Source organism: Saccharibacillus sp. CPCC 101409, assembly GCF_030518235.1.
Classification (GTDB): domain Bacteria; phylum Bacillota; class Bacilli; order Paenibacillales; family Paenibacillaceae; genus Saccharibacillus.
In genome coordinates, this window is the sequence record NZ_JAULSA010000031.1 from 1 (window position 1) to 23,712 (window position 23,712).

At 57.4% G+C, this 23,712-nt stretch carries 18 protein-coding genes and 3 tRNA genes; 3 read left to right on the forward strand and 18 right to left on the reverse strand.

The features are described 5' to 3' along the window. Positions 1-279: 279 nt before the first annotated feature. On the reverse strand, positions 280-1,200 hold the full coding sequence (locus tag QWJ34_RS26560; protein WP_302732137.1) for a phosphotransferase: 921 nt from the start codon (positions 1,198-1,200) through the stop codon (positions 280-282). Continuing rightward, positions 1,197-1,799 carry a lysophospholipid acyltransferase family protein gene (locus tag QWJ34_RS26565; RefSeq protein ID WP_483314313.1) on the reverse strand — a complete coding sequence of 201 codons (603 nt, stop codon included), beginning with the start codon at positions 1,797-1,799 and terminating at the stop codon, positions 1,197-1,199. The genes QWJ34_RS26560 and QWJ34_RS26565 overlap by 4 nt, the downstream gene beginning before the upstream one ends. 284 nt (positions 1,800-2,083) lie before the next feature. Here QWJ34_RS26565 and QWJ34_RS26570 point away from each other — a divergent pair, with 284 nt between their 5' ends. Then, positions 2,084-2,503 (forward strand): chemotaxis protein CheW, encoded by a 420-nt coding sequence (locus QWJ34_RS26570; RefSeq protein ID WP_302732139.1) that lies wholly within the window; start codon positions 2,084-2,086, stop codon positions 2,501-2,503. A gap of 560 nt (positions 2,504-3,063) precedes the next feature. Here the strand turns inward: QWJ34_RS26570 and map are convergent. The 5 genes from map to QWJ34_RS26595 all read right to left on the reverse strand — a co-directional run bounded on the left by map (position 3,064) and on the right by QWJ34_RS26595 (position 8,991). Further along, positions 3,064-3,810: a type I methionyl aminopeptidase gene (gene map / locus QWJ34_RS26575; RefSeq protein WP_302732141.1), complete on the reverse strand. Its 747-nt coding sequence runs from the start codon at positions 3,808-3,810 to the stop codon at positions 3,064-3,066. Then, on the reverse strand, positions 3,807-4,292 hold the full coding sequence (locus QWJ34_RS26580; RefSeq protein WP_302732142.1) for a 2-thiouracil desulfurase family protein: 486 nt from the start codon (positions 4,290-4,292) through the stop codon (positions 3,807-3,809). Before QWJ34_RS26580 ends, map begins: the two co-directional genes overlap by 4 nt. Positions 4,293-4,413: 121 nt before the next feature. Next, on the reverse strand, positions 4,414-5,508 hold the full coding sequence (locus tag QWJ34_RS26585; protein ID WP_302732143.1) for an SGNH/GDSL hydrolase family protein: 1,095 nt from the start codon (positions 5,506-5,508) through the stop codon (positions 4,414-4,416). Positions 5,509-5,711: 203 nt separating this feature from the next. After that, positions 5,712-7,259 carry a glycoside hydrolase family 43 protein gene (locus tag QWJ34_RS26590; RefSeq protein ID WP_302732145.1) on the reverse strand — a complete coding sequence of 516 codons (1,548 nt, stop codon included), beginning with the start codon at positions 7,257-7,259 and terminating at the stop codon, positions 5,712-5,714. 52 nt (positions 7,260-7,311) lie between these two features. Next, entirely contained in the window at positions 7,312-8,991 is a 1,680-nt protein-coding gene (locus QWJ34_RS26595) for an ABC transporter substrate-binding protein (protein WP_302732146.1), read from the reverse strand. Positions 8,992-9,236: 245 nt separating this feature from the next. On the opposite strand from QWJ34_RS26595, the gene QWJ34_RS26600 reads away from it, so the two are divergent. Then, the gene (locus tag QWJ34_RS26600; RefSeq protein ID WP_302732147.1) at positions 9,237-10,106 is read left to right on the forward strand and encodes a helix-turn-helix domain-containing protein; all 870 of its coding nucleotides are present in this window, start codon (positions 9,237-9,239) and stop codon (positions 10,104-10,106) included. Between the two features lie 93 nt (positions 10,107-10,199). Here the strand turns inward: QWJ34_RS26600 and QWJ34_RS26605 are convergent, their stop codons facing one another. Beyond that, positions 10,200-11,240, reverse strand: coding sequence for an NAD(P)-dependent alcohol dehydrogenase (locus QWJ34_RS26605; protein ID WP_302732148.1), 1,041 nt, complete (start codon positions 11,238-11,240; stop codon positions 10,200-10,202). A 211-nt stretch (positions 11,241-11,451) separates the two neighbouring features. Between QWJ34_RS26605 and QWJ34_RS26610 the strand changes: the two genes are divergently transcribed. Next, entirely contained in the window at positions 11,452-11,937 is a 486-nt protein-coding gene (locus QWJ34_RS26610; RefSeq protein ID WP_302732150.1) for a MerR family transcriptional regulator, read from the forward strand. Between the two features lie 29 nt (positions 11,938-11,966). On the opposite strand, the gene glmS is transcribed toward QWJ34_RS26610, so the two are convergent. From glmS to QWJ34_RS26660, 10 genes are all read right to left on the reverse strand, one after another. Beyond that, a complete protein-coding gene (gene glmS, locus QWJ34_RS26615; protein ID WP_302732152.1) occupies positions 11,967-13,799 on the reverse strand; it encodes a glutamine--fructose-6-phosphate transaminase (isomerizing) in 1,833 nt (610 codons plus the stop codon). A gap of 643 nt (positions 13,800-14,442) precedes the next feature. Beyond that, on the reverse strand, positions 14,443-15,783 hold the full coding sequence (gene glmM, locus QWJ34_RS26620; protein ID WP_302732154.1) for a phosphoglucosamine mutase: 1,341 nt from the start codon (positions 15,781-15,783) through the stop codon (positions 14,443-14,445). A gap of 114 nt (positions 15,784-15,897) precedes the next feature. Beyond that, positions 15,898-17,466, reverse strand: coding sequence for a CdaR family protein (locus QWJ34_RS26625; RefSeq protein WP_302732156.1), 1,569 nt, complete (start codon positions 17,464-17,466; stop codon positions 15,898-15,900). After that, positions 17,459-18,292: a diadenylate cyclase CdaA gene (gene cdaA, locus QWJ34_RS26630; protein WP_302732158.1), complete on the reverse strand. Its 834-nt coding sequence runs from the start codon at positions 18,290-18,292 to the stop codon at positions 17,459-17,461. Before cdaA ends, QWJ34_RS26625 begins: the two co-directional genes overlap by 8 nt. A gap of 210 nt (positions 18,293-18,502) precedes the next feature. After that, a complete protein-coding gene (locus tag QWJ34_RS26635; RefSeq protein ID WP_302732159.1) occupies positions 18,503-19,123 on the reverse strand; it encodes a zf-HC2 domain-containing protein in 621 nt (206 codons plus the stop codon). Positions 19,124-19,345: 222 nt separating this feature from the next. After that, entirely contained in the window at positions 19,346-19,918 is a 573-nt protein-coding gene (sigW, locus tag QWJ34_RS26640; protein WP_302732160.1) for an RNA polymerase sigma factor SigW, read from the reverse strand. 382 nt (positions 19,919-20,300) lie between these two features. After that, positions 20,301-23,096 carry a phosphoenolpyruvate carboxylase gene (gene ppc, locus QWJ34_RS26645; RefSeq protein ID WP_302732161.1) on the reverse strand — a complete coding sequence of 932 codons (2,796 nt, stop codon included), beginning with the start codon at positions 23,094-23,096 and terminating at the stop codon, positions 20,301-20,303. Positions 23,097-23,392: 296 nt separating this feature from the next. Further along, positions 23,393-23,466 (reverse strand) — tRNA-Gly (locus tag QWJ34_RS26650). A gap of 8 nt (positions 23,467-23,474) precedes the next feature. After that, positions 23,475-23,548 (reverse strand) — tRNA-Pro (locus QWJ34_RS26655). 20 nt (positions 23,549-23,568) lie between these two features. After that, positions 23,569-23,645, reverse strand: a tRNA-Arg gene (locus tag QWJ34_RS26660). Between the last annotated feature and the right edge of the window lie 67 nt (positions 23,646-23,712).

The window sequence follows — 23,712 nt, forward strand, 5'->3', positions numbered from 1 at the left end:
TTGGCGATCTGTCCCCGGTTCAGTTTGCCGCACGGTTCAAGAAAAAAGTCGCTTAACGGGTCCTTTAATTACTGTCTACTATCTTGACAGAGGTCCAATATACACTTAAATTCTCGTCTTTTCGCTTATATGCAGACTTTTACGCGAAATAAGTGTACCTGTGACGTTATTTTAAAATAATCTCGTCCGGGATCGAAAATAACTGCGTCTGCGCCGTTATTCGGCAGCGAAGCCGGACGAATAACGGCTTTGCCGGCCGGACGCAAAATGCGGCCCGCGCTATTCCAGCGCGAGCCGCACACTTTCTTCGGCCGCGGCGGCCAGATCGGCCTCGCCTCGCGCCCGCGCGTAGCGCAGCAGGAGCACGGCGGTGTACACGCCCTTGAAACGGGCGAGCCGCCGGGTGTCCGCGTCCGCTTCGCCGTATGCGGCGAAGAAGATCTCCCGCCCTTCCGGCGGGAGAAACGCGTAGGCGATCGACAGATCGATCGCCGGATGCCCCAGATGCGCGTCGCCCCAGTCGATGACGCCGCAGACCCTGCCTTCCCCGTCCGCAATCAGGTTGCGGAGGTGCAGGTCGCCGTGCACCGGCACGACAGCCGGCGCGTGCGGCCGGGCCGCGGGCCCGTGCGCGCCGGAGCCGCGCGCAAAATCAAGCGCCGCCGCGGCGCCGGCCCACGGGCCGGCTTCCTCCAGCGCGAGGAGGTTCGCCTCCAGCATCGGGCGGCGCTTCGCGAGGTCGAGCCGTCCGAGCGTGTCGGGCCGCAGGCCCAGTTCCCGCGCCTGCGCCGCGGGAAAGCCGTGCAGCTCGCGCAGGAACAGCGCGAGTGGCTCCGCCGACGCCAGCCGCTGCGCGCGCGTCGGGGTCTCCGGCACGCTCCCTGCGACGAGCGTGAAGCCCGCGAACGGCCACGGGCAGCCGTTCCCGCCGGAGCCGATGTACACCGGCTCCGGCACGGCGAGCGGCAGCCGCCCGGCCAGCTCCGGCAGCAGCCGGAGCTCGGTGCGCAGCAGCTCCGCGGCGAGCGCGCGCCGCGGAAAGCGGAACACCCATTTTTCGTTGACGCGAAAAATCGTATTGTCGAACCCTTCGCCGAAAGGTTCGACGCGCGGCGGAGCCAGCCGCGGGAACTGCGCGGCGATCAGCGCCGCCGCTTCCTCCGCCGTAACGGCATGTTCCGGCGCCCAGCCGCCCGTCAATCGAGACTCGCGACGCCGGCTTCGAGATTGCTCATCGCCAGCGCCAGGCGGTCGGTCAATTCGCCGAGGTCCTTTTTGCCCTGCGACGGCTCGCCGCCGGCGGTCGGGATCGGATCGCCGATCACGATCCGCGTTTTTTCTCCGCGCAGCAGGTCTTTCAGTCCCTTGGGACCCGAATAAGCGGCCGGCACGATCGGCACCTTCGCCAGATTCGCAATGGTCACGGCGCCGCGCTTGAGCGGCACGTCTTCGGACGTGCGGGTGCCCGACGGGAAGATCCCGATCGTTTTGCCCTGCTTCAGCAGTTGGATCGGCACTTTGAGGCTGCTCGGCCCCGGATTCTCGCGGTCCACCGGAAAAGCATTGATATCGCGCAGGAATTTATCGGCGATCTTTTTGCTGAACAATTCTTTTTTGGCCATAAAATGAACCTCGGCCGGCAGAATCGACGTGCCGAGCGCCACCACGTCCATCCAGCCCCGGTGCGTACACGTAATCACGTAGCCGCCTTCTTTGGGCAGCTTCTCCGCCCCGATAATCTCGAACTTTCCGAAACCGCGCAGCAGCATTCTGGCAAATCTGGCAATGGGTTGATACAACACGTCGACTGCTCCCTTCGCTTCAAGCGATTGTTCAAAGCGTATATGATTTAGTATCTGGTCCTAATTTTGAGGCGCGTTCCGACCGGTCTTCTTCGACGAATCGCACGCTTTCAGTGTACCATGCCCGCTTCTTCCTGAACAGCCGCCGACCGCGAAAAACCGCGCTCCTTTTGCCTTTACGGGTAGAAAGGCGGCGGCCGATAGCCTATAATGACGGTACACCCGTTCTTTTCGCTTCCCGCGAAAGAGCCTATCCGTAAACGAAGGAGACCGGCGATACGATGAGCGATTTTATTTTATTCAAACTGGCGGACAAAACTTATGGGATTCCGTTCGGCGAGATCGACGAAATCCAGAATTCCAAGCCCGGCACGTCGATTCCGTTCTCCGCAGACTGGCATGAAGGCGTTGTCAAGATCCGGGAAGATATCTATACCATTCTCAGTCTCCGCAAAAAGCTGAACGTCTCGTATGAACAGCAGCAGGATACCGATAAATTCATTCTGCTGCGCCGCGAAAAAGTGGCGCTGCTCGTGGACTCGCTCGACGATACGGCTTCCGTGCCGGAAACGGCGCTGTCCGAAAACGAGGAAACCGCCAGCCGCCGCTTCCTGCCGTCGGTGTTCGAACACGGCGACCGGCTCGTGCTGGTGCTGAGCGTCGAGGCCCTGCTGGCTTCGACCACCGGAGGCGGCGCTTAGATCCCGCCGATTCCTTTTGTATCGGTCCGCGCCCTTATCCGTTGGTCCGCCGGCCTCGCCGCTTCGACAGAGATCGAAGCCGGCGCGGGACCGGCGCTTTCTCGTCGGCTGCTTCCGCAGCCGTTCAAACCGCGCGCCGCACCAAGCGTTCGCTCCGCAGCGCACACAAAAACCCCCGATCCGGTGAGATCGGGGGTTTTTGGCGTTCCCGCGGCGGGTGTATGTTCGTGATGTCTGCCGCAAAAAGTTCGGATGTGCCGAAGAAATTGCTGTGTGTACTGGAGATAAGCTGCGTATGCTGCAATCGTTGGTTGAAATGCTGCGATCAAAGCTGCGTCTTCTGGGCCGCGGGAAGCACGGCGGCGATGGGTCGTCGCCGGTTGAATCGAGAGCGCCCGCCGGTGTCGCGTCAGAGGGACGATGGGTTGGTCGGAAGTTGTTCTGTGACGCTCTCATTGGATGAAACGCAGCGGTTCATTCTTTGGATCACTTTTTTATAAAAGTTTTTTTGATTTTTTTAAAAAAGTTTTTCGAGCCCGTTTCGGTCCCGGCCTCGGGCCCTATTTGGTCAAAATGATCGGTTCGCCTTTGGTGATGATCATCGTATGTTCATACTGGGCCACAAAGCTGCCGTCGTCCGTTTTGAGCGTCCAGCCGTCGTGCTCGTCTTCGAACGTTTCGCGCGCATTGGTGGAGACGAACGGTTCGAACGCGATAACCGCGCCGTCTTTCCACAGATCGGTATCGGTCGGATCGTAGTAGCTCAGGATATATTCCGGTTCGTCGTGCAGCGACAGGCCGATCCCGTGACCGGTCAGGTTCTCGATCATATTGAAGCCGCGCTTGCGCGCCGCGTTGTACGCCGCTTTGCCCGCATTGTTGCGCTTGGAGCCCGCTTTGATCTTCGCGGCTCCCGCTTCGAACGCTTCCACCGCCGCTTCGCACAGCTTGACCAGGCGCGGATCGCCCTGTCCGGCCACGAACGATACGCCCGTATCGGCAAAGTAACCGTCGCAGGAAGCCGAGACGTCCACATTGACCAGATCGCCTTCCTGAATCACGCGTTCCCCCGGAATGCCGTGCGCCACTTCTTCATTGATGCTGATGCAGGTATAGCCCGGAAAGTCGTATGTCGACTTCGGCGCCGACACCGCTCCGTGTTCTTCGAACAGCTCGGCCGCGCGCAGATCCAGATCGATCGTGCGGACTCCCGGCTTCGCCATTTCTTTGAGTTCGTCGCGAATCAGCGCGACGATCCGTCCTATTTTTTTCAAACCTTCGATTTCTTGTTCCGTCTTTGCAATCATGCCTGTCGTTCTCCTTTGGTTGAATGGTTTAGGGATTCGCGGTAGTTGTGCTCCGACAGCACCGTAATCCCGTGTCTGCGCAGCAGCGCCGTCGTGACGCCGTGCCCGGCGGCTTTGGTTCCGTCGAAAGCCCCGTTATAGATCTCGGCGCTGCCGCACGAAGGGCTGTTTTCTTTCAAAACGACCGTATGCGCGCCGAGCTCGCGAGCTTTCTCCAGCGTAAGCCGCGCGCCGCGCAGATACAGCTCGGTCACATCGGCGCCGGAAATCTCGATCACGCGCGCCCGGCCGTCGAGCACGTCGTCGCCGCCTCCGCCGACAATCTCCGCCGGTTCGCGGGGCGTGACGAAGCCTCCGAGCAGTTCGGGACAGACCGCGGCGGCGCGCCCCGCTTCGACTTCCGCGCGAATGCCGGCGTTCAGGCTGTGCGTTCCGTTGTAGCGGACCGTCTGCCCGGCCAGGCATGAACTTACCAGAATCATCGCGTTCCCTCCTTGCCGTTACCGCCTATTATACCACCGCCGCCCGCTTCTTTCTTGTTTGCCGCAAAAAAGGTCCCGAAGCGTCTAAGCTCCGGAACCCCGCCCAATCGTCAAACCGGTTTTACCATCCCAGTACGTCCTGCAGCGCCGGCGCCAGCCGGTCCGCCATCTTCGCGTTGCCCTGCACCGACGGATGCAGCGCATCGTTGAAATCCCCGGCGTCCGCCGACAGCCAGCCGGCCGTTTCGACCAGATGCAGCCGCGTTTCGCCTTCGCCCGCGCGATCCTGGACCGCAAGCGCGGCGGCGTCCGCCATATAGCCGTTCAGCGGACGGATCACGACCAGCTCGCTGCCGGGATGAACGTCGCGCAGCCGGCGCAGGAATTCCGCGTACTCCCGCCGGAACGTTTCCGGCTCTACACCGGCCCGCTCGTCGTTCGTGCCCAGATTGACCACCACCGCGTCCGGCTGCCGACCGGCAAAATCCCAGTCCGGCGAGTTCGCGTAATCGATCGGCTGAAGCTTGAAGTACTGCCCGCTCATTCCGAGCGGCGGATGGCCGTTGCAGGAGACGCCGTTCGTCAGGCAGATGCCCGTATACGCGATCTGCGTATGATCCGCGTTTAGCCGCTCCGCGGTCAGCCAGGCGTACGAGTCCATCGACACGCCCGGCGTCTTATAGCCGACCGTAATCGAATCGCCGACGAACTCGATCCAGCGCTGCCGCTTGGGGGCTTCCGCCGTCTGCGCGCCTTCGTCCAGAAGCAGGCCCTGAAACGAGATTACATCGAGGATGTTTCGCGTAACGACGCTTACGGTATGCGTGCCTTCCTCAAGCGGACGGCGCGTTAGATTCACGATGCCCGAAGCGTTCTTATACAGCCGGTAAGGACCGCCGTCGATCGACGCATACAGATCGGAACCGGCCGGCGCGGGCGCCGAACCCAGCTTGAGCCGCACGCTTGTGCCGGTGAATCCGGCCGTGAACGAAGTGCCGGCCCAATAGCCGCGGTACGTATCCGGCGCGCTTTGGTCCCAGCGGCCGACGTACTGGATATTCGGATCTTCGGGCGCGACCGCCGTCATATCCGCGCTCACCTGCCCGATCGACGGAGCGGCGAGCAGCACGGTGGTGACAATCAGCAGAAAAACGAAAAACTTGCGGGCCGAAACGGCCGGCGTAACCAGCTTCGTGAAGGACTTGCGGATGTTCAATCGGTTCGCTCCTTTAGCAAGAGGAAATTTTCATGGAAGTTCGGATCGGGAGCCCGTTATGCAAAAGGTTGCTAACTGGTTTAATTTGTAAGTTTCACAGTGAATTTATTATACCTTTTTTTCGGCTGAAAACCAGTTGTTTTTTTATCATAAAACCCCCGACGCCCGAATGGGCGAATCGGGGGTCTGCTGCGAACGGCCGATCAATCCGCCGCCTGCCGCGCGTCTGTCTCCAGCGGCTCATAATCGAACCAGTCGAACAGCGCGGGTTCGCTTTCGCCGGGGCACGGTCCGCCGACGGCATACATGGCGATGATTACGCCGGTAAATCCTCCCGCCATTTCGGTGGACAGGAAATGCGTTTCGCCGCTTCCGGCGTCGACCCGCTGTCCGCTTCCTTCTTCCGGCCCAAAGCGGAAGAAGAACAGGTCCGGGCGCGCATCGGCTTCCAGAACGACCGGACCGGCCGGGCAGTCGTAGACCTGCTCCGTTATCATCGATCCGACTCTTTTGCGCAGTACGACCGCTTTGCGTCCTTCGCGCCGCGCAATGAACAGGTCGTAATGATACTTCTCGTTCATAAACAGGGTCAGGCCGGCTTCTTGTCCGTCTGCCCGCGGTTCGAAGGTCAGCGAAGCGGCTGTCCGGCAGCGAAAGTGCGATAGCCGCCGGCCGACGAAGACCGGCGCTTTGCCGTCGTCCAGCGTCGTTTTGTCGCCCCGAAGCGCCAGATAACCGCGCCGCTCGCGCAGCGACCGGCTGCCCGGCCTCGGGTTGCGCAGAAAGATCCATTCCAGCCCCAGTTCTTCCGACTCGAAATGATCCCGGACCGGCGGCTGCGGCCAGACTCTTGCCGGCAGCTGCGGCGCTTGCATCTCGCCGTCGATCACTCCGCCCCGGCCGAAGATCGGCCAACCGTCTTCCGTCCACGTCACCGGCGCCAGAAAAGTCTCGCGGCCCAGATGGTGGCGCTTGGGGTACGCGGCGGGACGGATGCCGAGCAGCACCGCCCACCAGCTTCCGTCCTGCGCCTGCACGAGATCGGCATGACCGGTCGCCTGAATCCCGCTGTCCATGCTTCGATGCGAAAGAATCGGATTGTGCGGGCACGCTTCGTACGGGCCGTACGGCTGCGCGCTTCTGGCAATCGTCTCCATATGGCCGTACTCGGTGCCGCCTTCCGCGATCATCAGGTAATAAAGTGCGCCGACTTTGTACAGATGCGGTCCCTCCGGACACGCTCCGCCCGTGCCCTGCCAGATCAGACGGCTTGGAGTTAGCAGGACGCCGGTCTCGATCTCCATCTCGCATTGATAGATTCCGTTTCCTTCGCCGCCGTCGCAGGCCGACTGGAAGTAGACCTTCCCGTCTTCGTCGAACAGCAGCGACGGATCGATCCCGCCCTGGGCGACGGGAATCGGATCGGACCACGGGCCTGCGGGATTCCGCGCGCGCACATAAAAATTTCCGATCCCGCTTACATTCGTCGTCGTCATATAGAACCAGCCGTCGTGATGCCGCAGCGTCGGGGCAAAGATGCCGCCCGAGCTGCCAGCCTCGCCCAGAGGCAGCTGGACTTCGTTCGTCAGACAGTGCCCGATCCGGCGCCAGTGCACCAGATCGCGGCTGTGGAATACGGGCACGCCCGGAAAATATTCGAAGGTGCTTGTAACCAGATAATAATCTTCGCCTACCCGGCAGATGCTGGGATCGGGATGAAAACCGGGAATAACCGGGTTTGCGTATTTCATTTGCTCCGCACTCCTATTCTGATCTTTATCTATTCGCCGAGCCGGCCCGCGCTCAATTGTTCCAGAGCTTCACCAGGTCCTGGACATAGCGGGTAAAGCCCTGTTCCATCTTCTCCACGCCGCCGTCGATCAGCTCCTGCTGATAAGCGTCCCACAGCCCGTCGAATTTCTCCGGCTTGGCGACGACCATCTCCGGTATCCTTTTCCACGTAATATCTTTCATCTGATTCGTCAGCAGAGTTACGTTGTCGCTGCTCGGCACCGCGATATTCCAGGCCGCTCCCCAAGGTTTGACCGGAAACTCGTCTTCGTTCGGGAACAGATCCATCCAGGTCTTCGCGTCGTAAGCCGCCAGCGTTTCCTTATCGGCCTCGCTGTAGTTGGCGGAGATCAGATCGGGCGTATTTTTCGTATAATAGTTGCCGCTCGGGTCCTGCACGCCGTCGCCGTAACGCGCGCTCATCAGCGAGTAGAAGCCGAGGCCCGTCTCCCGGCTGAATGCCGAGTTATCGTTCGTGATGCGATCCTGCACGTCCGCCGGAACGACGCGTTTGCCGTCTTCGACTTGGTACTGCTCGCCTTCGATGCCCCAGTTGTTCATGATCTGCGCTTCGTCGGAAGCCAGGTAGTCGAGGAATTTAATCGCGCGAACCGGGTCTTTGCACGCGGTCGTAATGCCTACGCCCCAGCCGGACATAAAGCCCGTCGACTGCATCCGGTTATCCTTATATCGATCCGACAGCGTAACCGAGTAATGGCCGTACGTATCTTCGTATTTGCCGGCGCTTTTCAGGGAATTCTCCGCTTCGGCATAGCCCCAGTCCGCGTCCACGATACCGACCACGCGGCCCGAAGACACTTTTGCCAGATACTGATCGTTTTTCTGCACGAAAGTATCTTTGTCCAGCAGCCCGTCGTTATACATACGGTTCAGCCATTTAAAGTATTCTTTCTCGCCTTCCGTGCGGTAATGGTAGGTCGCTTCGTACGTCTTCGGGTCGATGTAATATTCGCCGTCGCCCGATTTGCCCGTCACTTCGGCGGCTGGATTGGTCACGGTAATCGACATATGCCAGTCGTCCGCGTTCAGCGTCATGCCGATCGTCGGATTGCCCTGCTCGTCGGTCGGATGCTTCGCCACGTAATCGCGGATCACTTTCTCGTAATCTTCCAGCGTTTTGACCTCCGGGTAGCCCGCTTCTTTCACCGCTTTGTGCTGAAGTTCGAATCCGGCGCCCGCAACGAGCGTCTTGGTGCCTACCGCCGAGTATGTGGGAAGCACGTAGATCGATTGATCTTCGTTACTGTAACGCAGACGTTTCAGCTGATCGCCGTACACTTTCTTGATGTTCGGCGCGTACTTGTCGATCAGGTCGGTCAGATCGAGCATCGCGCCGGCTTCGATAAATTTGTCCACGTCGCCTTTTGCGCTCAGCAGTTCCGGATACTCGCCGCTCGCGACGACCAGCGCCAGCTTCTGCGACGGATCGGCTACGGCGAATTCCGCATTAATCGTAACACCCGTTTTTTCCGTAATGGCTTTGCCCACCGCGTCCTGCATATTGTTCCAGTTCGGATTCGGGTCCGCGCCGAAGAAAGAGAAGCTGATCGGCGCCGTCGGATCTCCTTCCGCCGCGCCGTCCGTTTCTTTTCCGCTTGGGCCTCCGCATCCCGCCAGCAGTCCCATCGTCAGAGCCGCCGCTGCGGCCGCCATCCATTTGCGCTTGTTCATGGTTGTTCCCCCAATTTCTATGGTCGGATAGAAAACGCGCCGCCGGGACGGTCTCGCAGGCCGCGCTTTACGGTTGAATACGCTTGCAACTTTTTCATTTTCGCTTGTCCACCGCGTTTTCTCCACCTCGAATTTTACGGAAGTACAGACGGGGCAGCCTTGATTTTCCGGTCCCGAACTAGCATGATATAGACATTCATTTCGGGGCATTCCGCGATCCGGACCCGAAGCTCGGAGGTACGATTATGAGCAGCGTTTATCTGAACTGGTTTACGACGGACAACGCTTTTCCTTTCTTTATTCAATACGGCGGACACGACGAAGATATGGATCTGCACCGGCATGTGGATTTCTCGGAACTGGTCATCGTGCTGAGCGGCAACGCCAGGCATATCGTCAACGACGAAGAATCTTTTATCAAAAAAGGCAACGCCTTCGTCATCAACGGGACGACGGCGCATGCCTATAAGGAACCGCACGATTTTAAAATTTGCAATATTATGTACCGGCCCGAGATGCTGGCGGCCGCGGGGCCGGACCTGCGCATCTCGACGGGTTTTCAGGCGCTGTTCGTGCTGCAGCCGCTTTATTCGGACAGGCGCGCGCGGTCGGACAAGCTGAGCCTGCCCATGGCGGGCGTGGAGCATGTCGGAGCGCTGATTGCGGCCATGATCGGCGAATACGAACAGAAGCTTCAAGGGTATCAAACGATGCTGATCGCAAGGTTTATGGAGCTGGTCGTCTACCTTTGCCGCAACTACGATACGCAGAGCCGCGAAGCGCCAGACTCCCTGACGCATCTGGCGAACGCCGTTTCGTTTATGGAAGACCATTATCTGGAGCCGCTGACCCTGGAACAGATCGCCTCACAGGCCGGCATCTCGGTCCGCCACCTGAACCGCATGTTCAAAGCGTATTACCGCACGACCCCGGTGTCCTACCTGCAAAGCCTGCGCCTGGAACGCTCCCGCATGCTGCTCAAACGCAGCGACCTGCCGGTAACGCAGATCTCGTACGAATGCGGGTTCAACGACAGCAACTATTTTACGCGGCAGTTTACGAAGGCTTACGGGATGCCGCCTAAAGCATATCGGCAGCGATTGTCGCATCAATAAGAAAAAGCCCGACGCTGAGTAGATACGTCGGGCCTTCGGCAAACAAACGGCAGATTGCCGGGATCGCTGTGCTATTTACTGTTCAACCTACGCTTACAGCGTGGCAATATCGATCACAAACCGGTATTTGACATCCGAGGCCAGCACGCGTTCCCAGGCTTCGTCGATCCGGTCGGCGGAAATGACTTCGATCTCGGGCGTAATACCGTGCTCCGCGCAGAAGTCCAGCATTTCCTGCGTTTCGCGAATGCCGCCGATCGACGAGCCCGCAAACGAACGGCGCTGCGGAATCAGCGAGAACACCTGCACCGGCAGCGGTTCCGATGGAGCTCCGACATTAACCAGCGTACCGTCGACCGCCAGCAGCGACAGATACGCATTGATGTCGATCTGCGCGCTTACAGTATTGACGATCAGATCGAACGATCCGGCCAGCGCCTTGAACGTCTCCGCGTCGCTTGTTGCATAATAACGATCGGCGCCGAGCTTCAAGCCGTCTTCTTTCTTTTTCAGCGTTTGCGACAGCACGGTTACTTCGGCTCCCATCGCATGGGCAAACTTCACCGCCATATGCCCCAGACCGCCGAGGCCGACGACCGCGATCTTCTTGCCGGGAGCCGCTTCCCAGTGGCGCAGCGGCGAGTAGGTCGTGATACCGGCGCAGAGCAGCGGAGCCGCCGCGTCCAAAGCGATTCCGTCCGGGATTCTTACGACAAACTCTTCCGTAACGACGATATGGCTGGAATAGCCGCCCTGCGTATATTGTCCGTAGCGGTCGACCGCGCCGTAAGTGCCCGTCATGCCTTCGAGGCAGTACTGCTCTTCGCCGTTATGACAGTGCACGCACTCGCCGCAGGAATCGACCATGCAGCCTACGCCGACCCGGTCGCCGACCGTGTGACCGGTCACCGCGGAACCGACCGCCGCAACGATGCCAGCGATCTCGTGTCCCGGTACAAACGGATATTGAACCGGTCCCCACTCGCCGCGGGCGCTGTGAATATCGGAATGGCAGATCCCGGCGTATTTGATTTCGATCAAAATATCGTGCGGTTGGAGGTCCCGGCGTTGAATCTCGGCGGATTGGAACGGACCTTCGGCCTGGAAGACGGCGCGCGCTTGAGCTGTTGACATTGGAAAACCTCCTGGAATTTCATTGGGATTGTTGATGATCGGTGCTGCAACCCCATGCTAAGCCTTAGAGTTAACTGTAAGTCAAGCGCGATTTTGGATTTTGATCCGGCGCAAGCCGATCGCTTTGACAGCCGGTCAAGGCAGTGTTAGAATCGAGCCGTATTAGAGTTCGCTCTATATTTAGATTTTGAAATAAAGGAGATCCCGAGTCATGAAAACTTATACCATCGGCGAAGCTGCCAGAGAATTGAATCTCACTCCTTATACGCTGCGCTACTACGATAAAGAAGGCTTGATGCCGTTTGTCGAGCGCACCTCCGGCGGAACCCGCTTTTTTAAAGAATCCGATCTGGAAGCGCTGCGCATCATCGAATGCCTGAAATCGACCAGTATGCCGATCAAGGAAATCAAGACGTTCATCGACTGGTGTTCCGACGGCGACGCCACTTTGCAGCAGCGGTTCGACATGTTCCGGGAACGCAAAGCCACGGTCGAAACGCAGATGCGGGAACTGCTGAAGACGATGCAGGTCATCGAGCATAAATGCGAGTATTACCGGATCGCGCTGGCGGCGGGCACCGAAAAGGTGCATCGGCACAAGCAGACGCGGAGGCGCTGTCGCACTGATCAACATGAATCTCCAAACGCGCAGCAAAAAAGGATTAGCCCGGGCGAACCGGAGCTAATCCTTTTATAAACTTCAAGCCGAACTCACAAAATCCGTTCTTACTCCACCGTTACGCTCTTCGCCAGGTTGCGCGGTTTGTCCACGTCGAGGCCCAGAGCCAGGGAAGCGTAGTACGCCAGCAGCTGCAAAGCGACAACCGACAGGGAAGGCGTCAGCAAAGGCAGCGTCTTCGGAATGGTGAATACTTCATCGACCGATTTCAGCAGTTCCTTCTCGTCTTCTTCATAGCAGATCGCCAGCACTTCGCCGCCGCGCGCTTTGACTTCCTTGATGTTGCTGACCGTTTTCTCCAGCAGCGCCTGCTCGGTCGCCAGCGCGATTACCGGTACGCCGTCTTCGATCAGCGCAAGCGTTCCGTGTTTCAATTCGCCGGCCGGGTAAGCTTCGGAGTGAATGTACGAGATTTCTTTCAGCTTCAGCGAGCCTTCCTGAGCGGCCGCAAAGTCCAGTCCGCGTCCGATAAAGAACAAGTGCTTGTGCGAGGAGAATTTCTCCGCATAAACTTTGATTTCTTCTTCGCGGGCCAGGATCGATTCGACTTGCTCCGGCAGAGCCTGCATGGCTGCCAGCGTCTCCGAGACCTGAGCTTCATCCTGCGTGCCGCGAACCTGCGCGAAGTACAAACCGAGCAGGTAGAACGCGATCAGCTGCGACGTATACGCTTTGGTCGAAGCCACGGCGATTTCCGGTCCGGCCAGCGTCGCGATCACGTCGTCCGCGTCGCGTGCGATGGAGCTGCCGACAACGTTCGTGATTGCCAGGACGTGCGCGCCGTTGGCGTGCGCTTCGCGCAGAGCGGCCAGCGTATCCGCCGTTTCGCCCGATTGGCTGACTACGATCACCAGCGTTTCCGGGGATACGATCGGCGAACGGTAGCGGTACTCGGACGCAACGTCCGTTTCGACCGGAATACGCACCAGGCGTTCCAGCACCGTACGTCCCACCAGACCGGCATGGTAAGCCGTGCCGCAGGCGATAATCTGTACGTTTTTGAGATTTTTGATCTGCTGCGCCGTCATATGGAAGTCCGGCAGCACGACTTTTTTGCCGCTTTCGTCGATGCGTCCGCGCATCGTATCCTGGTATGCGCGAGGCTGCTCATGCACTTCTTTGTGCATAAAGTGCTCGTAACCGCCTTTTTCGGCTGTGATGGCGTCCCATTCGATATGCGTCATTTCCCGGGTAATTTCGTTGCCTTCGATCGTCATCAGTTTGACGGTATCGCGGGTCAGCAGCGCCATTTCGCCGTCGTTCAGAATGAACACGTTGCGCGTATATTTCAGGATGGCCGGAATATCCGAGCCGATGAAGTTTTCGTTTTCGCCGATTCCGATAATCAGCGGGCTTGCCTGTCGTACCGCCACAAGGCGGTCCGGCTCGTATTCGGTCAGCACGCCCAGCGCAAACGCGCCGCGCAGATGCTTGATCGCTTTTTGTACGGCTTCCACGATATCGCCGTTATATTCGCGAGCAACCAGGTGGGAAATGACTTCGGTGTCCGTCTCGGAAACGAATTCCACGCCGCTTGCGATCAGCTCTTCTTTCAGATCCAGATAATTCTCGATGATGCCGTTGTGCACGACCGAGAATTTCTGCGTCGCATCGGTATGCGGGTGGGAATTGACGTCGGACGGTTTGCCGTGCGTCGCCCAACGGGTATGACCGATGCCGATCGAACCGACCAGCGGCGCGCCTTCCAGCTTGTTTTCCAGGTTAACCAGACGGCCGAGCGCTTTGGTCACTCGCAGTCCGCCGTCCGTGTATACCGCGATGCCCGCCGAGTCATACCCGCGGTATTCCAGCTTCGACAGACCTTCGATCAGTACGTCCTGCGTATTTCTTGCTCCGATATATCCTACGATTCCACACATGTTTAATTTCCTCCGCTCATGGGTTTGGGTACCGGGCTTCGAGCGGAATCGGATAGGCAAAGCTCTACATTTTGAAACAGCAAACAAAGCTTACGAAAAGTAGCGTTCCAGAGTCGTTCGGACGCACTGCTCCCGCGGTTGACGCAATATTCGCTTTTTCCAAATTGACGCACCGAAAAATACAGCCTCGCTGCATTTGCATTCGGCCGTTTGAGCTTTGCGTTTCGATCTGTCGACACGAAAAGCCCGATGAATGAGCATCCGCGGTTCGTTTGTGCGAACGGTCGCCCGTCCGTTTTGCGAAATCCGCTTACGGTTTGATGCCGTACCGGGAGGTCCCCGCCGAAAATTTCGAACACCTCCACCTCGTCAGCTTAAGCATGGCAGCGCAGGAAAAGCTCTCGCTTCCCCGCGCCTTCCGTTCCGCAGCCTAAGCTCTGGCGCTTATGAATCCGTTACCTTACAATCCTCGCTTTCTATGTATGAGTGAAGCCAAGCATCATTGGTCTTGAGAACAATATAATAGAGATGCCCGCCTGATTCCAAGCGGGCACCTCATCATTATATGACAGGATAAGTCGGTTTACAACTCCGGCGACCACATCTTCATTTACCCGGCGCGGGCCGCCGCGAATCCGGTCCTTCAGACCAGTTCGCTGCGCACCACATCGGCGATCTGCCCGACAACGCGATCGAGCTGGTCTTTGTCCGGCCCTTCCGCCATTACGCGAATCAGCGCTTCCGTGCCGGAAGGACGCACCAGTACGCGGCCTTCGCTGCCGAGCTCGCGCTCCACCGCTTCCACGGCGGCCAGGATCGCCGGATTGCCTTCGTAATTGCTCTTGTCCTGTACCCGCACGTTGACGAGCAGCTGCGGATACTGGCGCATCATCGCTTTGAGTTCGCTCAGCGGCTTGCCCGCCGCGGCCAGCGTATCGACCAGCTGGATCGCGGTCAACATGCCGTCTCCCGTCGTATTGTGGTCGAGGAAAATAACATGACCGGATTGTTCGCCGCCCAGGTTGTAGCCGCCCTTGCGCATCTCTTCCATGACGTAGCGGTCGCCGACCGCCGTTTTGACCGTATTCAATCCCAGCTTCTCGGCCGCTTTGTAGAAACCGATATTGCTCATTACGGTGGTCACGATCGTGCCGCCGTTCAGTTTGCCGCTGCGGTTCATCGCGTCGCCGCAGATGCACAGAATAAAGTCGCCGTCCACGATCTCGCCTTTGTCGTCCACGGCAATCAGGCGGTCCGCGTCGCCGTCGAACGCCAGGCCGAGATGCGCGCCGCTGCGCAGCACTTCTTCGCGCAGCGCTTCCGGATGCGTCGAGCCGACATGATCGTTGATGTTGAGTCCGTTCGGCTCCGTGCCGAGCGTAATAATTTCCGCGCCCAGATCGCGGAACAAGCGCGGCGCCAGCTCGTAAGCCGAGCCGTGCGCGCAGTCCAGTACGATTTTCAGGCCGGCGAACGATGTACTCACGGTCGTTTTGAGATAATCGAGGTACACGAACTTCGAATCGTCGTCGTTGACAATCGTTCCGAGTCCTTCGCCGATCGGACGAGGCAGTTCGTCGATCTCGGCATCCATCAGCGCTTCGATCTCAAGTTCGGTCTCATCGGACAGCTTGAAGCCGTCGCCGCCGAAATACTTGATTCCGTTATCTTGAACCGGATTGTGCGAAGCGGAGATCATCACGCCCGCATCGGCTTTCATCGTGCGGGTCAGATAAGCGACCGCCGGCGTTGAAACGACGCCCAGACGCACGACGTTCGCTCCGATCGACAGCAGGCCCGCGATCAGCGCAGATTCCAGCATCAATCCGGAAATACGCGTATCCATCCCGATCAGTATCGTCGGCTTCTCGACTTTGCCCGCCAGCACATAGCCGCCGCAGCGTCCGATCTTGTAAGCCAGTTCGGCTGTCAATTCCCGGTTGGCGACTCCGCGTACGCCGTCAGTTCCAAAATACTTTCCCATACGTTGTTCGTTCTCCTTTTATTTCAAAGACGTGCGCAGCGCGACGTATTCGAATTTCGATTGATATTTTAGTCATTCCTTGTTCGATCGTGCTTCTACCGCCCCGGTATTCGGCTAGGGCGTCGTTTCGGCGCCGGCTCCGGTCCCGGCATCGGGAGTTCCCGCGCCGGGAGCCGAATCGCCCGGAGTCGAATCACCGCTGTTTTCTTCGGGATTGACGTCGGGTTCCTGCGTTCCGCCTTCATCCTCGGCCGGAGGAGGAGTCTCTTCCGTATCGGCCGGAGGCTCCACCGTATTCCCCGGGTCGGCCGGCGTTTCCGTCTGCGGCTCGTCCGTATCGGCCGGAGGAGTGCTTTCGCCGCCGGAGTCCGTCTCCGGCTCTTCCTCCGTATTCGTCGGCGCCGTGCTGGGCGTTTCCTCCGGATCGGCGGGCTTTTCCTCGGTCTGTGTGATTTCCACGGCTACCGACAGCGCGCTTTCCCTGCTCATACGGATATAATCGGGCAGTTCGACTTTGAGTTCTACATCGTGTTTGCCCGCGTCCAGCCCGCTGACGTCGGCGGTCAGCTTAATATCGTCCGGACCGATAGCGGTCAGCAGGTCGGGCGCTCCCTCCACCGTTACGCTGACGGTTCGCGATGCCGGACTTGTCAGAACCGCTTCGGCGTTCTCCGCCGCGCCCACGATATTGACCGGCACGCCGGCGATCGTTTTTTGCTGATAAGGCACGACTTTGACCGTATAGTTGACGGAAGCGGGCACGATCCGGCTGACGCCGCTCGGAGGCGCAAGCTTCTCCGTATACGTCGTTGCGCCTTCTTCGCTGATCTCGCCCAGGTCGAGCGCGACCGGCGGATAGCTGTCCAGTTCTTTCAGCACTTCTTCGGGCCCGTACAGCGTCACCTGCTTCGCATTGCCCTGCACATCGGACAGAGCAAGGCCGTCGGGCAGCTCTCCGCTGTAACTGACGTTGAGCGGAAGCGTCTTGGAGGACAAGCTGCTCGAAATCGGGATCTGAACTTTGAGCGACGCAGGCGTAATCACGGCGTCTTCCAGCACTTCCCCGTTGTTGCTGTACGCAATCAGCTTGAGGGTGCTCGATACCGTCTCCGTCGCGCCGTCGATACTCATCTCGCCCTGAATCTTCTGCACCTGCTTCATTTCGCTGGCCGGCAGCGTGACCTGAACTTCGTTTCCATTTTCAAAAATCGGGTCGAGTTCCGCATAACTTTCGGCGGGCGTTCCCGTCGTAAGCACGACCGCATTGAAATTTTTCGTCACTTTCTCTTCGATCGTTACCGTGACTCTGGCGGGACTGATCGACAGCAGCTGTACACCCGACGGCGGATCGAACGTCAGCGGGACCTTGTACTGGCCGGGACCGGAAATATTGCTCAGATCCAGCTTCACCTGGTACTCGCTGCTGCTGAGCAGCGAAGTAAGCTGCGAGCGCTGTCCGGATATCTCTACGCTGACCCGCTGGGGATCGACGGATTTCAGCACATATTTGTCTTCGTCGAACCCGTAAGGCTCGACCGATAAATTCGTAATCGTCTGATTGCCCTGGGTGTTTCGCGTCATGGTCGGAGTGTCCGTATCCACATGAACCATCGCCCACAGAATGAGAGCGACGGCCAGCGCGATCACTTTGGCAATCGTGTTGTTGCTAAGCCATCTATCCATTCGGCTCGTCCCCTTTCTTTCTCCAGAACAAGCCCTTCTTCTCCTTGGCGGACGTCGTCGGCTTCAACTGCTCGTAAAGTTTGGATACCAGCGCTTCTTCGCTGACATCCCGCACGACTTTACCGTCGATGGCCAACGAGACCTGTCCGGTCTCTTCCGATACAATAACGGAAATGGAATCGGCCACTTCGCTGATCCCGATCGCCGCGCGGTGTCTCGTTCCGAGTTCTTTGCTGATAAACGGATTCTCGGACAGCGGCAAATAACAGGCCGCCGCCGACAATGTACGATCCTGTATAATAACGGCCCCGTCATGCAGAGGCGTATTCGGCGTGAAAATATTGATAAGCAGCTCGGACGTGACTACGGACTTCATCGGAATGCCCGATTCCGTATACTCGTTGAGCCCGGTGTGCCTCTCGAACACGACAAGCGCGCCGATCTTGCGTCTGGACAAGTAGGTGACGGCTTTCATCAGCTCGCCGATCATCTGTCCGACTTCCGCTTCGTCCGCCGTTCCCCGGCCGAACAGCTTGCCGCGGCCGAGCTGCTCCAGCCCGCGCCGCAGCTCCGGCTGGAAAATGATAAAGAGCGCCAGCACGCCGAAGGTGAACATCCGGTCCATCAGCCACTTCAATGTGTACAGATCGAGCCAGATACTGATCGCCCAGATCACAACCAGTACCAGAATGCCTTTGAGCAGCTGTACGGCCCGCGTGCCGCGGACCAGCAGAATCAATTGGTAAACGATATAAGTGACAATCAGAATATCGGCAATATCCTTGATCGAATCTTTCCATGTCAGGTTTGTAAAATAATCCATCATGACCCAAGCCCCCGTTATCTCCGTATCTCTCAGGCTACCGGTGCTATGTAGTTCTATATACCGGCGGTTCAGATCTCGTCCGAATTCCGTATCTATAGGTTATAACGTTCATGCCTGCGTTGCAAGCGACACCTGCTTATCTAGCAAAAAAGACGCCTTCACCCGTGCGGGCGAAGCGTCTTTTTTGCCTACTGCGATATCAAAAGGGCTTTAACGATACGCGACTTCGGAGACGAAATTGCCGAGTTTGTACCAGACCCAGTCCAAAGCTTGGTGAATATCTTTGACCTGGCCCGTTACATGCGCGGTGGATGCCTGATACGCCGATCCGTCGATTACCGTTACATTCCCCTCCACATCGCCGTAGATCTCGAGCTTTCCGCGTTGGACGGTGAGATCGCCGCTGACGGTCGTGCCTTCCGGCACAATCACCGTATCCCCCTGAACCTGAACGCGCTCCAAGTCGCTGCCTTTGACGACAAGCTGCGTATCCGCATTCCAGAACCCGATCGACGTGCCCAGCATAATAAGGATAAACGCGGCCGCTGCGGTCAAAGCCGGATGGCGCTGCACCCAACTCCAGACAGGGCTGTGCTTTTTGGGCTGCGGGAGGAAGCTCATGATGCGGTCGGTCATATCGTCCGGCGCGGATATTTCCGCCGGTCTGCGGTTTGCGGCGAAGATCATCATCTCCGTCTCTTCGAGACGTCGAAAAGCCGCTCGGCAGTCCGGACAGGCGTCAAAGTGACTTTGTAATTCGCGTGCCTGCTCCGAAGGCAGATCTCCATCCAGGTACTCGTGCATAAACGAGACGGCTTGTTTGCAATCCATATGAGCCAATCCTTTCGTAAAAACTCGGTAAAATCTGTTTTTGGCCTTATTATGCCCTACTCTATACGCGGGACTTCGAATATAGTTTCAACGTAAACGAAGGATTCGGCCCAAAATTTTATTTTGTCCCAATCAAGTTCGATTTTTTGTAAAATCTTTGCCGCGCAGGGTCCCTGCGCAGCGTGCCCGTGCAACAATTCCGCATAAAAAAACCGCAATCGCTTAACGATTCTGCGATTCCAGTTTTTTTCGCAGGAATTCACGGCCGCGGTGAACGCGCGTTTTGATTGTCGTCACCGGCATATCCAGCACATCGCTGATCTCCTGCAGCGACAATTCCTGCAAATATCTTAAAATCATAACCGTTTTATATTTGGGCGGCAGATCGTCGATCGCCTCGTGTATGGTCGTCCGGGTCTCGGAGATGAGATACTCCGTCTCCGGTGTCCGGTTATCGCCCGGAATGAGCGCGTAGCCGTCGGCGCCGTCCTGATCGCCGATTTCCGCGTCGAGCGAATATGTAGGTTTTCTTTTGCGCAGCCGGTCGATACTGAGATTCGTTCCGATCCGATAAATCCAGGTCGAGAATTTCTGCGCCTGGTCGTAACGATCGAGATTGCGGTATACCCGCAAAAACGTTTCCTGTACGACATCTTCCGCTTCGTGACGATTGTTCAACATCCGATAAGCAAGATGATAAATTCGGTCTTTATAGAGATCAACGATTTCGGCGAAAGCCCTCTGGTCTCCTTTGAGCGCAAGCTTCACCAATCTCGTTTCCAGATTGTCCACCATGTCTCCCCCAGACTAAGCCCGCTGGATCGGGAACCGGGAATCGCTCCCGTTATGTCTTCTAGTTCCCTTAACAACTTCAGGCAAGCATTCATGCAGTACGGTACGTCGGCATCGGGAGGTATTCCGCAATGCGTCATGTTCAAATCGTAATTCATGCGGCGTTAAAAAGCAACACTGCTGCTGTAACTTCTTCCAACCTCTTACATGATTTTCACGATTAAATTTATGCGCCGGCGCATAAACGCGAAAAACCGCGTCCCCGCCAAAAGGAGGACACGGTTTTCGTTTCCGCCGTCGTGAACCGGCGGCGAAAGCGGCGCTGCGCGGATCGCGCGCAGCGCACGGGCGAACCGTTCGTTCGCGCCGTTCGTCGCGAAGGGCATCAGCCCGTATTGCGCAGCCCAGCCGCGATGCCGTTGATCGTGAGCAGCACTTCGCGCAGCAGTTCCTGATCGTCGCCTTCTTCGGAGCTCCGAAGCTCCCGCAGTTCGGACAGAAGCTGAACCTGCAAATAGCTGAGCGGATCGACATAAGGATTGCGCAGACGAATCGATTCCTGGATCACCGGCACATTGTCCAGAATCTCCTGTTGGCCGGTAATATCGAGAATCAGCTGCTTGGTCAGACGGAATTCTTCTTCGATCAATCCGAAGATGCGGCTGCGGCTTTCTTCATCCGCGTACATCGAAGCGTACTCTTTAGCGATAACCAGGTCCGCTTTGGCAATCGCCATTTGCAGCGAGTCGATCAGCGATGTGAAGAACGGGAAGCTGTCGTACATCCGCTTGAGCGTTTCGAGATTCTCGGGTTTCCCCTGATAGAAACTTTGAATGCCCGTTCCCGCCGCGTACCAGGCCGGAACGAGATAACGTCCCTGCGTCCAGGCGAATACCCACGGAATAGCGCGCAGATCTTCAAAGCGGTCGCTGTTCTTGCGCTTGGACGGACGGGACCCGATATTCAACTCGCCGACTTCCGATAGCGGAGTCGCCTCTTTGAAAAAAGACAGGAAATCGGGATCGCGGAAGATCAGATCCTGATATTTATGCAGCGAAGCTTCCGAAATGCTGCGGGCAATATCTTCCCATTGTTGTTCTTCTTCCATATAAGAAGTATCGGTTGCCGCCACCGCGGCCGTCAACAGCGCCGAAGTCGCCTGCTCGAGACTGCGGTAAGCAATCCCTTTGAGCGAATAGCGGGAGGACAGTACTTCACCCTGCTCGGTAATCTTGATCCCCGCTCCCACCGTATGCGGAGGCTGGGCGAGAATACTCCGGTTGAGCGGCATCCCGCCGCGACCGAGCGAACCGCCGCGGCCATGGAAGAATTTCAGTTTGATGCCGTATCCGCCTGCCATCTCGGTAATCTCGTTCAGCGCCACGCGCAGTTCCCAGTTGGCCGCTACGACGCCGCCGTCTTTGCTGCTGTCCGAGTAGCCGAGCATGATTTCATGCTGATCGTTCATCGCTCTGACCGCTTCGCGATAGATCGGAATATCGAACAGTCGCTTCATGATACCGCTTGCGGCCTGCAGATCGTCGATCGTTTCGAACAGCGGAACACCCTGCAGCGTGCAGGTGATCTTCCCGTCGGCGTCCCGGCGGAACAACCCGACTTCTTTGGAGAATACCATGACTTCCAAAATATCGCTTGTCGCTTCCGCCATACTAATCAGATAACTGCCGATACAGTTCTGCCCGAATTCATTTTGCGCTTCAAATACCGTCCGATACACCCGCAGACATTCTTCCGTGCCTTCGCTGTACGTCTGATAAGGCGTAGTCAGCGGTCTCGGATCTTCGAGCAGTCCCACCAGAAGTTCGACTTTCTTGTCTTCGGCCAGTTCCGCGTAGTTGTCGGCGATATTCATGCTGCTCAGGATTTCGGTCATTGCTTTTTCATGCTCTTGGCTGTGCTGACGGATATCCAGCGCCGCTGTATGGAAGCCGAACAGCTCGACCTGGCGAATCAGCTTCTTGATCGCGCGGTCCGCTACGTAATCCGCATGATGATAGCGAAGGCTGCGGTCGATGACGCGCAGATCCTCGATCAGCTCGCTCGGCTTGGCGTAACGGTCGGGCGAATCTTTTTTTTCATCGTCTAGTACGTTGTCCAATTTGCGTATCATATACGTCAGCTTGACGCGGTAAGGCTCGTTGTCGTTATGCCAGTTCGACTTGGCTTCCACCGATACCGTATCGCGGTCGCGTTCGATCGACTCCAACAGCTCGTCCGTCACATTGACGATACTGCTGCTGAAGCTGAGCACATGAATGAGGTCGATCATGATGCGGTGGTATTCCCGAATCGCCAGCTTGCGCTGCATTTGCAGCGTCTGCCAGGTGATATTGGCCGTTACCGACGGATTGCCGTCCCGATCGCCGCCGATCCACGAACCGAAGCGGAGATAGTTCGGCACATGCCAGTCGTGTCCCGGATAATATTTATCCAAACATCGTTCCAATTCGCTGTATACGTCCGGTAGTACATGGAACAGCGTTTCGTGAAAATAATACATGCCGTTTCGCACTTCGTCGAGCACCGTCGGTTTGCGGTCGCGCAGTTCGTCGGTTTGCCAGAGCGTGATTACTTCGTTGAGAAGCTTCTCTCTCAGCTGTTCGCGTTCCCGGAATGTCAGCGACGGATCGTCGAGCTGCATCACGTCGGCGGCAATGCGTTTATGAATATCCAGAATAACCCGGCGCACCGCTTCGGTCGGATGGGCGGTCATGACCAATTCCAAAGACAGGTTGGCCAAAAATGCTTTAACCTCTTCATAGGAGAAGTTCTGTTCCTTTAACTGCTGAACCGTCGTCTCGATCGATCCGGGCTGGGCGGCTTCACCGGCGGAGCGTTCGTAATCGCGCTTTCTGCGAATCCGATGATTTTGTTCCGCGATGTTAACCAGTTGAAAATAAATGGCAAAGGCCCGAATGACCTGGTGGCGGATATCCGGAGAAAGAGAGTCGATTTCGCGTTTGAATTCCTCGTGCAGATCGGGCAGATAGACGGCGCGAAGCGACTTGCTGAGTTCACGTATCTTCTCGACCTTGTCCAAAAGTTCCTGGCCGCTATGATGTACGAGTACTTCCCCAAGGATATTTCCCAGAAACCGCACGTCGCGTCTGAGCAAGTTGTTGGAGCTGCCTTTGCTTGCGGTTACCGTAAGTTCAGTCATGTTACTCCTCCTATCAGTCTGTCTGCATTGCCTGCTTGCTGAACTGACATCTTCTTCACATCATACAACAATTCATTTGATAAATCTTCACTTTATTACGAAAAAGCAACCGGGTGTTTTTCGGAAAAATGAAACGAATTCAGCGTGGAAGCGGAGAAAAACTATGTAGAAAAAACGAAGTATTCCGCTTTAAAACTGCGCAGAGCCAAAGCAAGAACATATAAGAAAACAGCGCTTCGCAAGAAACGCCTGCCATATAGCAAAAAAGACCGCTTCCGGTCTCGGCTTTAGAAAAATGGAGCGGGTGATGGGAATCGAACCCACGCTATCAGCTTGGAAGGCTGAAGTTCTACCATTGAACTACACCCGCAAAAGCAATCGGGATGACACGATTTGAACATGCGACCCCCTGGTCCCAAACCAGGTGCTCTACCAAGCTGAGCTACATCCCGTTATTCACTTGTACAAAGAATGGCGCGCCCTGAGAGATTCGAACTCCCGGCCTTTTGATTCGTAGTCAAACGCTCTATCCAGCTGAGCTAAGGGCGCAAATAATGGAGCGGACGACGGGAATCGAACCCGCGACCCTCGCCTTGGCAAGGCGATGCTCTACCGC